The following is a 12,563-nucleotide window of genomic DNA, read 5'->3' on the forward strand; positions in this document are numbered from 1 at the left end:
AGTCGATAGCCGACGGCCGGGACGAGACGGCCGAGAAGACGACAGACGCGACGACAGGAGACGACGTGGGGACCGTAACGATCGGCGTGTCGATCGCGGTCCCGGAGCCTCACGGCAGCCTGCTCCAGGAGCGGCGCGCGGGCTTCGGCGACGCCGCGGCTCACGGCATCCCGACGCACGTCACGCTGCTGCCGCCGACCGAGGTGGACGAGGCCGACCTGCCGGCGGTCGACGCGCACCTCGCCGAGGTCGCCACCGCGGGCCGGCCGTTCCCGATGCGGCTGTCCGGCACCGGCACCTTCCGGCCGCTGTCGCCGGTGGTCTACGTCCGCGTCGTCCAGGGCGCCGACGCGTGTGCCTGGCTCCAGCAGCGCATCCGGGACGCCTCCGGGCCGGTGGCGCGCGAGCTGCAGTTCCCGTACCACCCGCACGTCACCGTCGCGCACGGCATCGACGAGGCGGCCATGGACCGCGCCTTCGAGGACCTGGCGGAGTTCGAGGCCGAGTGGCCGTGCACCGGCTTCGCGCTGTACGAGCAGGGCCCCGACGGCGTCTGGCGCAAGCTGCGCGAGTACACCTTCGGGGGTCCGGTGGTCCCGCCCCAGCCGGACCACACGGAAGTGGAACGCGGCACGATCGCCAGCCGCTAGGCCATCAGCCGGCGGTACACCGCGCGGGGTGCATGCCGCAGCGCCGCCATCAGCAGGCGGAGCGCGCCCGGCACCCACACCGTCTCCGAGCGGCGGCGCAGCCCCAGTTCGATGGCCGTGGCGACCGCCTCCGGGGTGCTGGCGAACGGTGCCGGCACCCCGTCGGCCGGCCTTCCCGTCCGGACCGGGCCGGGGCGTACGACCATGACGTGGACGCCCGTGCCGTACAGGGCGTCGCCGAGGCCCTGGGCGAAGACGTCGAGGCCGGCCTTGCTGGAGCCGTAGATGAAGTCGGCGCGGCGGGCGCGTTCGGCGGCGGCGGCGGACAGCACGACGAGGGAGCCGTGGCCCTGGTTCTGCAGGGCACGCCCGACGACCAGGCCGGCCGAGACGGCCCCGGTGTAGTTGGTCTGGGCGACCCGCACGGCCCGTACCGGATCGCGCTCGTCGTGCGCCTGGTCGCCGAGGACGCCGAAGGCGAGCAGCACCATGTCGACGGGCCCGCCGGTGAACACCTTGCCGAGGGCGTCCTCGTGGGACTCGGGATCGAGGGCGTCGAAGGCGACGGTGTGCACGTCCGCGCCGAGCGCGCGCAGACTCCCGGCGGCGCTCTCCAGGGCCGGGGAGGGGCGGCCCGCCAGCCACACCGTGCGGGTGCGGCGGGCGATCAGCCGGCGCGCGGTGGCCAGCGCGATCTCGGACGTGCCGCCGAGGACGAGCAGGGACTGGGGCAGAGCGGTGGCGTCCTTCATGACAGCTGACCGTATCGCCCGTATATGACCGTTCTGGTGAAGAAACGCGGTGTTCACGCCCCCGGACAACGGGCACAGTCGCACCATGGACTGGCTGAAGAGGCTCCCCGGCATCGGGCCGATCGTCACCCGGCTGATGCTCACGCACGCGTGGCGCTGCTACGAGCGGCTGGACCGGGTGAAGTGGGCCCGGCTCGCCGCCGCCATGACGTTCGTCAGCTTCGTGGCGCTGTTCCCGCTGCTGACCGTGGCCGCCGCCATCACCGCCGCCACGCTCAGCCCGGCCCGCCAGAAGACCGTGGAGCACCGGATCGCCGACCAGTTCCCGGGCCTTGCCGACCAGTTGGACCTCACCTCCCTGGTGCAGAACGCGGGCACGGTCGGCGTCATCGCGGGCGCGGTCCTGCTGTTCACGGGCATCGGCTGGGTCGGCCAGGTCCGGGACTGCCTGCGCGCGGTGTGGGAGCTGCCGGACCGCGAGGAGAACCCGGTCGTCACCAAGGCCAAGGACGCCGTCATCCTGCTCGGCTTCGGCGGCGCCCTGCTGGTCACCCTCGCCGCGTCCACCCTCGCCTCGGCCGCCGTCGGCCTGCTCTCCCGGCAGATCGGCCTGGACGAACACAGCTGGGGCAGCGTCCTGTTGCAGATCGCCGCGTTCGCCGTCGCCGTGCTCGCCGACTTCCTCGTCCTGCTCTACGTCCTGACCCTGCTGCCCGGGGCCGAGCCACCGCGCCGCCGCCTGCTGGTCGCCGCGCTGCTCGGCGCGGTCGGCTTCGAACTGCTGAAGCTGCTCCTCAGCGGCTACATCCAGGGGGTCGCCGCGAAGAGCATGTACGGCGCGTTCGGCGTCCCCGTGGCACTGCTGCTGTGGATCAACTTCACGGCCAAACTGGTCCTGTTCTGCGCCTCCTGGACGGCGACGCCGAGCAAGGAGGCGGCGGGGCTCAGGGACGCGCGCGACGGCGCATCAGGTCCGGCAACGGCCATCGGCGGTTGACCAGGAACGCCCCGCCCCCGAGCAGCACCAGCAGCCCGCCCGCGACGGCCAGGGCGATCCCGGCCCCGCCGGAGCCCGACCCGGCCGCCGCGCTCGCCACGGGCTTCGACCCCGCACCGCCGCTCCCGGCCGCCTGTCCCGACCCCTGCGCCGGATCCTGCGCGGCGGCCGTGCCGGTGCCGGGCCGCGGGGTCGCCGAGGAGGCGCTCCTCGGCGGCACCAGCTCGCCCACCGCGTTGACCTTTCCGACGGCCTGGAAACCCCAGTCGAACAGCTTCGCGGTCTCCTTGTACACCTCGTTGTGCTCGCGCTTGGCCGGGTTCATCACCGTGACCAGCAGCACCTTGCCGTTCCGCTCGGCGACCCCGGTGAAGGTGGCGCCCGCGTGCGTGGTGTTGCCGTTCTTCACGCCCGCGATGCCCTGGTAGACGGGGACGTCGGTGTCGCCGCTCAGCAGCCGGTTGGTGTTCCGGATCTCGGTGGAGCCGAACGTCGCGCTCACCGTCGAGCAGTAGTCGCGGAAGTCCTTCTTCTGCAGCCCGGAACGGGCGAACAACGACAGGTCGTACGCCGACGACACCTGCCCCGGCGCGTCGTAGCCGTCCGGCGAGACCACGTTGGTGTCCAGGGCCTGGAGTTCCCCGGCGTGGTCCTGCATGTCCCGCACGGTCTGCTCGATGCCGCCGTTCATCTGGGACAGCACGTGCACGGCGTCGTTGCCCGAGCGCAGGAAGACCCCGAGCCACAGGTCGTGGACGGAGTAGGTGGCACCCTCCTTTATCCCGACCACGCTGGAGCCGACGCCCACGCCCTTGAGGTCCGACGCCGCCACCTTGTGCTCGGTGCTCTGCGGGAACCGGGGCAGCACGGTGTCCGCGAACAGCATCTTCAGCGTGCTCGCCGGGGGCAGCCGCCAGTGCGCGTTGTGCGCGGCGAGGACCTCCCCGGACTCGGCGTCGGAGACGATCCAGGAACGGGCGGTGAGGTCCTTGGGCAGGACCGGCACGCCGGGGGCGAGGTTGACCTGCGTGCCCGGCATGCCGAGCCGGGCGCCGCCCACGGTGGACATCCGCGCCGGGGGCGTGGCCGTGGGGCTCGTCGAGGGGGTCGGCGCGGCGAGGGCGGCGGGCGCGGTGACGGACAGGGACAGCAGGGTTGCGGAGGTGACCAGCAGGGATCGCCTGACGGTCGTGTTCGGTGCGGGCACGACCGAGAACGTACCCGTACCCGACGGCGAAGTCCCGCGTCGCCTCCTACCCCCGGCACGGAACCGGACAGGGGACGGCGATACTGGACCCATGAAGCTCAGCCGCCCGGTGTCCTGGTTCCTGCTCGCCTTCGGGGTGTGGTCCTGGGTCATCTGGGTCACTTTCATCAAGAACCTGGTCAAGGACAGCAGCGGGCTCGCCTTCGACGACGGTCACCCGACCGCGTACTTCTGGGTGCACCTGCTGCTGGCGGTCGTCTCCTTCGTATTGGGGACGGTCATCGGGGTCCTCGGGTTGCGCGGTCTGCGCGCACTGCGCCGGAATTCATAGCGGGGGACCGGTCGGGGTGGTCATCGTCCTCGCGCTCGTCGCCCTGGCCGGCCTGTCCGTCGTGGCGGGCCTGCACTGGTACGTGTGGCGGCGCCTGGTCCGCGACACCACGCGGGGCCCGGGCCCGGCCCGCCGCGCCGGCACCGCGCTGTTCGTCACCGGCCCGGTCCTGACGATCGCAGCCCTGGTCGCCGAACGCTCGGGCGCCCCCTTCTGGCTCCAGCGCACCCTGGCCTGGCCGGGCTTCCTGTGGATGGCCCTTGCGCTGTACCTGCTGCTGACGGTCCTGGCGACCGAGGCCCTACGCCCCCTCCTCACCCGCCGCACCCCACCCACGACGACCTCACCACCCGACCACCCGAGCGGGAACCCTTCGGGCTTGTCTTCCGGTGGGCTGGGCGTGGACCCTGGGGGCTCGTCTTCCGGTGGGCTGGGCGCGGACTCCGGGGGCTCGTCTTCCGGCCGGCCGGGTGTGGACTCCGGGGGCTCGTCTTCCGGTGGGCCGAGCGTGGATTTCGTGGGCTCGTCTCTCGACTCCCCGAGCCCGGACCCTGGGGGCTCGTCTTCCGATCACCCGAGCGGGAACCCTGCGGACTCGCCTTCCGGCCGGCCGGGCGTGGACTCTGGAGGCTCGTCTTCCGGCCGGCCGAGCGTGGATTCCGTGGCTTCGCCTCTGGACTGCCCGAGCGCTGACCCCATGGGCTCACCTCTCGACCTCCCGAGCCCCGACCGCGTGCCCTCGCCTCCGAACCCCCCGAGCCCCGACCCCGTGCCCTCGCCTCTCGGCCGACAGGGTCGGGTGGTGGGTGGGCAGGGGGTGGGGGGTCAGGGGGCGGAGCCCCCTGGGGCGGTCACCGGGGTGCCGGGTGTCCAGGGGCCCACCCGGCGCCTCGTCGTCGCCCGCCTCCTCGCCGGCGCGGCCACCACCACCGCCGTGGCGACAGTCGGCCACGGCACCTACGGAGTCCTGAAGGGCCCCCGGGTCGAACACGTCACCGTGGCGCTCACCAAGCTCCCGCGAGCAGCCCACGGCTTCCGCATAGCCGTCGTCAGCGACATCCACCTCGGCCCCGTCCTCGGCCGGGGCTTCGCGCAGCGGGTCGTCGACACGGTCAACGCCACCCAGCCGGACCTGATCGCGGTCGTCGGCGACCTGGTCGACGGCAGCGTCAAGGACCTGGGCCCGGCCGCCGCCCCCCTCGCCCGGCTCAGCGCCCGCCACGGCGCGTACTTCGTCACGGGCAACCACGAGTACTTCTCCGGCGCCGAGCAGTGGATCGAAGAGGTCCGCGACCTCGGCCTGCACCCGCTCCAGAACGCCCGCACCGAGCTGCCGTACTTCGACCTGGCCGGCGTCAACGACGTCCAGGGCGAGAGCGAGGGCCAGGGCCCGGACTTCGCCAGGGCGCTCGACGACCGGGACCCGGCACGCGCGTGCGTGCTGCTCGCCCACCAGCCGGTGCAGATCCACGAGGCCGTGCGCCACGGCGTCGACCTCCAGCTCTCCGGCCACACCCACGGCGGCCAGCTCTGGCCCGGCAGCCTCCTCGCCGCCGTGGCCAACCCGACGGTCGCCGGTCTGGACCGCTACGGCGACACGCAGTTGTACGTCAGCAGGGGCGCGGGCGCCTGGGGACCGCCCACGCGCGTGGGGGCGCCGTCGGACGTGACGGTGATCGAACTGGCCGCCACCCGCGCGTGAACCGCGACCCACTTGCGCGGAACCGCTCCCACGCCTGTGGAAGAGCTGTGAAACCGGGCGGAAACCACGCCTCGGTAAGTTCTTGCACAACTGGTCAGAAAGCCCTTCCCCACGGTGAAACCGGTGTGGTTAGGTGAGCCGCGCCACTTAGGGGAGTGGCCGATTCATGCCGGCCAGGGGTAGGGCCCCGACGGGCCTGGGGAGGGCACCACCATGCGATCTGTTCGCATGCGGATTCTCGTGACGCTGCTCGTGCTGTCCGTCGTGGGGATCGGCGGCTGGCGGCTGCTGCAGTCGCAGGAGGACAAGGACAAGACCATCACCGTCGGTACGACGGACGCGGTCACCGCACTCGACCCGGCCGGCGCCTACGACGCCGGTTCCTGGGCGCTGTTCAGCAACGTGTTCCAGTCGTTGCTGACGTTCGAGCCCGGCGGGGTCACGCCGGTCCCGGACGCGGCGCGGAGCTGCGCGTTCGTGGGCAGCGGCCTCAGGACGTACCGGTGCACCCTGCGTTCCGGGATCACCTTCCCGAGCGGGCGCGCCATGACGGCGCAGGACGTGAAGTACTCCTTCGACCGGGTCAAGAAGATCAACTCCGATGTCGGCCCGGCGTCCCTGTTCGACACGCTCGCCTCGGTGACCGCCGACGACGAGCACACCGTCACCTTCCACCTGTCGTCAGCCGACGCCACCTTCCCGCAGAAGGTCGCCACCGGCGCCGGCTCGATCGTGGACAAGGACAAGTACCCGGCCGGCGCCCTGCGCACGGGCACCGCCGTCGACGGCACCGGCCCGTACACGCTGACGGGGTACGCCAAGGACCAGAAGGCCGACCTCGCGCCGAACGGGCACTACAAGGGGTATCTGAGCGGCGTCGGCCGCCCGGTCGAGCTGCGCTACTACGCCGACTCCACGAAGCTGGACCGGGCCTGGAAGGGCCGGGAGGTCGACGTGGCCACCCGGACCCTGCCGCCGGGCGTGCTCTCCGGGCTGAACCCGAGCGACCCCAAGCAGCGGGTCACCGAGTCCGACAGCGCCGAGACCCGCAACCTGTACCTCAACACCCGCTCCGGCTCGCCGCTGCACGACGTACGGGTGCGCCGGGCGATGGCCTGGCTGGTCAACCGTGAGCAGCTCGCCACGACGGTGTACGAGGGCACGGTCGACCCGCTGTACTCGCTGATCCCGACGGGCATCACCGGGCACACCACCTCGTTCTTCGACACCTACCCGCGCCAGAGCACCGACAGCGCGCGCCGGCTGCTCACCGAGGCCGGGGTGAGCCTGCCGGTCCGCTTCACCCTCGGCTACGGCACCGGCCGGGGCGCGGGCGCGGAGGAGTCCGCGGAGCTGAAGAGGCAGCTGGAGGCGGGCGGCCTGTTCAAGGTCGACGTCAAGGGCTACGAGTGGACCGACTTCCAGAAGCGCTGGGCCGCCGGGAAGATGGACGCCTGGGCGGTGGGCTGGGTCGCCGACTACCCCGACCCGGACACCTTCGGCGGCCCGCTCGTCGGCACCGGCTCCACGATGAGCACCGGGTACAGCAACAAGCTGGTCGACCACCTCATCCTGGACAGCCGGCAGTACGCCGACCGCACCCGGGCCGCGAAGGACTTCAGGGACATCCAGACGGACGTGGCCGAGGACGTCCCGCTGATCCCGCTCTGGCAGCGCAAGGAGTACGTGGTCAGCACCGAGGACGTGGGCGGTGGCCAGTACCTGTCGGACGGCACGGGCGTGTTCCGCCTGTGGCGGCTGACCTGGATCTGATCAGTCGGTCTTCTTCTGCCCGGCCTTGATGATCTGCCACGAGGCAGACCGGCACCTTGGCCTCGGCGTACGCGCCGACCTTCTCCGCGCCGCGCAGTCCGGCAGCCCGGACCCCGGGCGTCCTGTTCCCGCGCTTTCACCCGGAAGTGATCACTCGCCGTCCCGTGCCCCCCGCCCCGGGTCCGGCAGGGCCTTCGTCATCCCCGGCAGGAAGTCCGTGAACAGCTCGTGGACCTCCAGGACCAGGGGCCGCAGCACCCGGAACCGGGCCAGCGAGACACCGCGGGCGGTCAGGCGGGCCCCCCGCCGCGCCAGCCGGTAACTGCGCTCACGCCCCTCCGTGCGGTCGAAGATCCAGTACAGGACCAGACCCATCTGGGCCAGCCACATCAGCTCCGGGAGCACGTCCCGCAGCTCAGGGGCCACCTTGGACTTCGAACCGGCCAGCACCTCCCGGTGCACGCCGACGGCCTGCTCGCGCGCGTGCTCGCTCTCCGGCGAGAAGGGGCTGAGCGGGCTGTCGGGGTCGGCGGCGTTCTTGAAGAACTGCACCGCGAACTCGTGGTAGGGCCGGGCGATGTCCAGCCACGCGGTCAGCACGCCCGCGAGCCGCGCCTCCAGGTCGGTCTCCCGGTCCAGGACCTCCCGGACCACCGCCTGGTGCTCGGCGGCGATCCGGTCGTAGAAGCCCTGGATCAGGTGCTCCTTGCCCTCGAAGTAGTAGTAGGCGTTGCCGACGGAGACCCCGGCCTCCTTGGCGATGGCCCGCATCGTCGTCTTGTCGTACCCGCGCTCCTGGAACAACCGCATCGCGGTCTCCAGGATCAGCGCACGGGTCTGCTCGGACTTGCTGCTCTGGGGGCCGGCCGCCTCGGGACCGTCGTTCTTCGCGGGCACGGGAGGAGCCTAACGAGTGACGGGGGCCGCCCCCGGGCAGGACGGCGGCCACGCCGGGCACCGGCGGGACCGCCTCAGGGTCTGCGGCCCAGTGCCGGGCGCTTGGTGTAGTCGGTGAAGCCGAGGATGTTGCCCCAGGGGTCGGCGATCTCCACCGTCCAGCCGGTGGCCACCGGGAAGACCTCGTCGAGGAGTTCGATGCCGGCGGCGGCCAGCTCCCGTGCCGCCGCCCGTGCGTCCGGCACCTCCAGCCAGACGCGCGGCGAGGGCCAGGGCGGGGTCCGCCGCCGCAGCTCCTCCTCGGCGCGCAGCAGGATGCCGGGCGTCTCCCCGCCGACCTTCAGCTGTGCGATCCCGCCCTCGTCGAACCGGAAGCCCACGGCGAACCCGGCCCGCTCGTAGAAGGCGACGGCCTCGCCGAGGTCGCCGACGGGGAGCAGCACGTTGTCGAAACCGAGCAGTTCGTACGACTCTTCGTCTGACATGTCGTCACATTAGGAGCCTTGTCGCCGGGAAGCGAGGAGCCCCACCGGAGCGGACCCCGCGTCGTCCCCGTCCCGGTGCCCGACCGCAGACGCTGCCCGGAAGTGGCCTCACCCGACGGCGAGACGTGTCTTCCACCAGGTGGTGGGAGCGATGACCTCCGTTCCCGAGCCGGGGAGACTGGTGCGGTCGCCGGCGTAGAAGCGCACCGAGCCGTCGGAGCGGACGGCCCACAGGTCGGGAATGCCGTCGCCGTTGGCATCGGGCGTGCCCAGAAGGTACGGGACGGACGCGTTGTGCCAGCCTTCGCCGGTCCAGTAGGTGTCAGCGCCTCCGGCCGAGTTGGCGGCTGCCGCCAGCGAGGTGAGGTCGACACCGCCACCGGAGGCGGCGATGCCCTTGCGCAGGAGCAGCCGTCCGGAGACGTCACTGCGGTAGACGAGGTCGGCGACCTTGTCCCCGGAGATGTCCTGGACGAGGACGATGTCCCGGTCCTTCCACGAGGAGCCGGACAGCCTGACGGCCTGGTCGACGGTGGCGCCGTGGTAGCCCGTGAACGCCCACAGTTCGTCGTCGGTGCCGTCACTCTTACGGACGGTGGCGAAGAAGTCGGTCCGTCCGTCGCCGGTGATGTCGCCGGTGGCCAGGATCTGGGTGAAGGTCCCGGGGGCGGGGGAGCCGGCGGGCAGCAGTATCTCCCGGCGCTTGTCGGTGTTGACCGCGCCGTAGCCGTCGCCGGGGTAGACCCAGAGCTTGCCGCCGACCCGCACGACGAGGTCCTGCAGGCCGTCACCACCGTAGATGTCACCGTTGTGGCTGATCAGCGCGCCCTTGAAGTGGCCGCTGGGAGCGGCGACGTAGGGCGGTTGGGCGTCACCGCCGGGGTCCTTCGCGGGGTTGTCGTGGTAGGCACCGGCCATGGAGTAGTCCAGGTCGCCGGTGCCCTTGAGGGCGTCCTTGTCGGCCTGGGAGGGATACAGGGCGAGGTTGCCGGCTTCGGTGACGGTCATCAGGTCGGGCAGGCCGTCCCCGGTGAAGTCGCCGGGCTTGTCGACCTGGTCACGCGGGCTGACGTAGAAGTAGTACCTCGTGGGCTCGGAGGGGTTGCCGGCGCTGTCGACGGCCCGGACGTACAGCACGTTGGGCCCGGCGGTCGGCGGCTTGGCGTTCGAGATGGTGGAGCTGATCGCGGTGGCCCAGCCGGTATTCCGGGCCAGGCTGCCGGTGTAGTTCGCCGAGTTGAACCCGTACTCGTAGCGCACGACGTCGCTGTTCAGGGCGCGCACGGTGAAGGAGCCGGGCGTGCCGAACTTCTTGGCGGACCAGGTGGCGTCCTCGGGGTCGTTGCCGAAGCCGTTCTCACTGCCGTCGGCATCGGGGAAGTCGGTGGACGACACCTTCGGCGGACGCGGCGCGGTGGTGTCCAGCACGAACCGGCACGGGGTCTTCGGCTGGAAGCCGCTTGTGGAACCGGCGTCGTCCCGGGCCTGCACCCGCCAGGAGTAGGTGGCGCCGCTCTTCAGACCACTGGTGGAGAACCTCGGCGTGGTCCGCAGCGCGGTGTCGGTGTCGGAGCCGGCGGAAACCTTGCCGGTCGACTTGAGCAGGTCGCCGGTGGTGTCCCAGTGGCCGGTCTCCCACAGGTCGAAGTCGAAGTAGTCGAGGTTGTGGTCCTTGTCGGTGGCCTTCGCGGTGAACGTCAGGTCACCGGAGCCCATCCGGACGTACGGCTTGGTGGTGGTGCACTTGCCGTCCGGACCGAGATCGAGGGAGTTGGGCACGATGGTGGGTCTACGGTTGTAGACCAGCTCCAGGACGGGGGCGTTGTCGCCGTCGGCCTGGAATTTCTTCCACGCGTACTGCGCGTCCTCGTCACGGGCGCGCAGGCCGAAGGTGATGGTGTCGTCGCCGTCGTCGGCGGCGTCCTGGGCGCCGCGCTTGACGTCGAAGGCCTCGTACGCGTCATGACAGCTGGCCGCCTTCCAGCCGTGGGCGAAGCTCTTGGTGGCCAGCTTGTTGCCGTCGTGGAGCTTGGGCGCGTTCTTCCAGTTGGTGTGCGAGTCGATCTCTCCGGTCAGGTGCACGCTCATGGAACGGGCGCTACAGGACCACGAGTACGTCTCCAGCATGCGCAGTTTCGCGCTGGTGATCTTCGTGCCCTTGAGGTCCTTGTCGAAGGTCATGTTGAAGAAGGACCGGGAGGTGCCCCAGGTGTCGGACTCGAAGCCGACGCGCGCTTCGTGGGTGCCGCCCTTGTTGAAGCCCTTGCCGTCGTAGAACGTGGCCTTGGGGAAGCGGTCGTAGGCGGTGGTCCAGTGCTGGATGTGCTTCTTCACCGAGGGGTCGATGAAGACGGGGTAGGTGGTGTCCGGGGCGGCCAGGAACTCCGGGTCGGGGGCGAGCGTCCACCGGCCGTCCGTCAGATCGGCGTCGACCAGGGAGCCCCGCGAATCCGGGGAGGGGCCGTCGAGCAGGGGCAGGCTCAGGGTGGCGGCCGGTCCGGTCCGGGAGGGTTCGGGGGACGGTTCCGCGGGCGCGGAGGGCAGCGGCGAGTCGGAGCCCGTGGGCTCGGGACCGTCGCTCGCGGGCGGCAGCGTCTCGACGTCCGTGTCCTGCTGCTCGTCGGACTCGGCCGGTTCCTCCTGCGTGGGGCTGTCGTCGGGTGTCGGGACGGCCATGTCCGTCGCGTCGGGTGTCTCGGGGCCGGTGGGCTGGGCGCTCGCCCCCACCGTGCCGTCGGTGACGGCGGGCGTGCCGGTGCTGTCCCACATCAGCGGGGTCGGCGACATGGCGACCTCGTCGCGGTTCTCGTCCTCCGCGCTGACGATGTCGCTGAGCGGGTCGAGCCGGAACGTGAGATCGGCGGAGTGGAGCCCGTAGGCGAGCTGCTGGGCGTGCGGATCGGAGGCCGCCTGACGGTTCTTCAGCACGACGAGCTGCGCGAAGCCGTCGTCGTCGGCGGTCAGCACCAGGTCGCCGCCCGGGAAGATGTCCGGATACAGCGCGCGGTTGCCGTCGATGACCGGGCTGGGCACGGCACCCGGCCAGGTGAGCTGGATGTCGTGGTCGCCCACGTGCAGCGTGACCAGCGGGGTTCCGGTGTCGGCGGCGGCGTCCCTCAGCAGGGAGACGCGGCGCGTGGCGGTCCGGTCCGCGTGCTGACCGACCGTGCCGCGCGAACCGGCGGAGAAGACGATGCGGGTGTTGGTCGCTTTCGGCTCCCAGCCGGCCTCGGTGCGGTGCAGGTCCGGGTCGATCTTCTTCCACTCGCCGCCCACCTTGGCCCGGACGGGTGAGGAGTAGAGGCGCTTGCGCATGAGGCCGTCGGGCCGGGCCCAGGTGGTGGAGTGGCTGGTGCGGGCGGCGGTGACCTCGACCGTCCTGCCCGTGCGCGCGGCCTGGGCGAGGGCCGCGTCCTCGGTCACGGTCCGGGCCGGGCGTGGGTGCGGGCCGTCGGCGGGGGCCGTCCCGCCGTCCGGCCACAACCCGGCACCGACGGCGCCCCCGGCGACCAGCGTGCTCACGACCAGTGCGGCAGCGGCCCGACGGCCAGGTCTGCGGCGCCAGTTGGGTGTCATCGGCCGGGTTCCCCTTCCCCCTCGTTTCCCCGATGCCGGCGCGCGACAGGGCGCGGGCTGGGCGAGCCGATGATGACCTAAAAGCAAACTGTCGTCACCTGGTGACCGTGGGACGCGCGTGCCCGGCCCGGCGTCACTCCGCTCCGGAGCGGGCGTGAGGCAACCGCGTCGGTACCGCACGTCCCCGGCCGTG

At 71.7% G+C, this 12,563-nt stretch carries 10 protein-coding genes; 5 read left to right on the forward strand and 5 right to left on the reverse strand.

The features are described 5' to 3' along the window. The first annotated feature begins 65 nt into the window (after positions 1-65). Positions 66-650, forward strand: a complete 585-nt coding sequence (locus tag AB0947_RS03970) for a 2'-5' RNA ligase family protein (protein WP_366748798.1) — start codon at positions 66-68, stop codon at positions 648-650. Here AB0947_RS03970 and AB0947_RS03975 read toward each other — a convergent pair. Then, positions 647-1,402, reverse strand: coding sequence for a decaprenylphospho-beta-D-erythro-pentofuranosid-2-ulose 2-reductase (locus AB0947_RS03975; protein ID WP_366748656.1), 756 nt, complete (start codon positions 1,400-1,402; stop codon positions 647-649). The genes AB0947_RS03970 and AB0947_RS03975 overlap by 4 nt on opposite strands. 85 nt (positions 1,403-1,487) lie before the next feature. On the opposite strand from AB0947_RS03975, the gene AB0947_RS03980 reads away from it, so the two are divergent. Continuing rightward, positions 1,488-2,399 carry a YihY/virulence factor BrkB family protein gene (locus tag AB0947_RS03980; protein ID WP_366748657.1) on the forward strand — a complete coding sequence of 304 codons (912 nt, stop codon included), beginning with the start codon at positions 1,488-1,490 and terminating at the stop codon, positions 2,397-2,399. Here the strand turns inward: AB0947_RS03980 and AB0947_RS03985 are convergent. After that, positions 2,347-3,606: a D-alanyl-D-alanine carboxypeptidase gene (locus AB0947_RS03985; RefSeq protein ID WP_366748658.1), complete on the reverse strand. Its 1,260-nt coding sequence runs from the start codon at positions 3,604-3,606 to the stop codon at positions 2,347-2,349. The two genes, AB0947_RS03980 and AB0947_RS03985, sit on opposite strands and share 53 nt — an antisense overlap. 91 nt (positions 3,607-3,697) lie before the next feature. Between AB0947_RS03985 and AB0947_RS03990 the strand changes: the two genes are divergently transcribed. The 3 genes from AB0947_RS03990 to AB0947_RS04000 all read left to right on the forward strand — a co-directional run bounded on the left by AB0947_RS03990 (position 3,698) and on the right by AB0947_RS04000 (position 7,412). Further along, positions 3,698-3,937, forward strand: coding sequence for an SCO4848 family membrane protein (locus AB0947_RS03990; protein WP_171153452.1), 240 nt, complete (start codon positions 3,698-3,700; stop codon positions 3,935-3,937). Positions 3,938-4,019: 82 nt separating this feature from the next. After that, complete coding sequence (locus AB0947_RS03995; RefSeq protein WP_366748799.1) at positions 4,020-5,639, forward strand: metallophosphoesterase; 1,620 nt, start codon at positions 4,020-4,022, stop codon at positions 5,637-5,639. A 228-nt stretch (positions 5,640-5,867) separates the two neighbouring features. After that, positions 5,868-7,412: an ABC transporter substrate-binding protein gene (locus tag AB0947_RS04000; protein ID WP_366748659.1), complete on the forward strand. Its 1,545-nt coding sequence runs from the start codon at positions 5,868-5,870 to the stop codon at positions 7,410-7,412. Between the two features lie 150 nt (positions 7,413-7,562). On the opposite strand, the gene AB0947_RS04005 is transcribed toward AB0947_RS04000, so the two are convergent. From AB0947_RS04005 to AB0947_RS04015, 3 genes are all read right to left on the reverse strand, one after another. Continuing rightward, positions 7,563-8,309, reverse strand: coding sequence for a TetR family transcriptional regulator (locus AB0947_RS04005; RefSeq protein WP_366748660.1), 747 nt, complete (start codon positions 8,307-8,309; stop codon positions 7,563-7,565). 74 nt (positions 8,310-8,383) lie between these two features. Next, positions 8,384-8,794 (reverse strand): VOC family protein, encoded by a 411-nt coding sequence (locus AB0947_RS04010; RefSeq protein WP_366748661.1) that lies wholly within the window; start codon positions 8,792-8,794, stop codon positions 8,384-8,386. 108 nt (positions 8,795-8,902) lie between these two features. Further along, positions 8,903-12,370, reverse strand: a complete 3,468-nt coding sequence (locus AB0947_RS04015) for a DNRLRE domain-containing protein (RefSeq protein ID WP_366748662.1) — start codon at positions 12,368-12,370, stop codon at positions 8,903-8,905. Positions 12,371-12,563 lie beyond the last annotated feature (193 nt).

It is taken from the genome of Streptomyces sp. NPDC047841, from assembly GCF_040704085.1.
GTDB classification, from domain to species: Bacteria; Actinomycetota; Actinomycetes; order Streptomycetales; family Streptomycetaceae; genus Streptomyces; species Streptomyces argyrophylli.

Coding starts and splice junctions, on each gene's coding strand:
- AB0947_RS03975 (WP_366748656.1), bottom strand. CDS start 1,402: ATGAAGGACGCCACCGCTCTGCCCCAGTCCCTGCTCGTCCTCGGCGGC.
- AB0947_RS03980 (WP_366748657.1), top strand. CDS start 1,488: ATGGACTGGCTGAAGAGGCTCCCCGGCATCGGGCCGATCGTCACCCGG.
- AB0947_RS03990 (WP_171153452.1), top strand. CDS start 3,698: ATGAAGCTCAGCCGCCCGGTGTCCTGGTTCCTGCTCGCCTTCGGGGTG.
- AB0947_RS04000 (WP_366748659.1), top strand. CDS start 5,868: ATGCGGATTCTCGTGACGCTGCTCGTGCTGTCCGTCGTGGGGATCGGC.
- AB0947_RS04010 (WP_366748661.1), bottom strand. CDS start 8,794: ATGTCAGACGAAGAGTCGTACGAACTGCTCGGTTTCGACAACGTGCTG.
- AB0947_RS04015 (WP_366748662.1), bottom strand. CDS start 12,370: ATGACACCCAACTGGCGCCGCAGACCTGGCCGTCGGGCCGCTGCCGCA.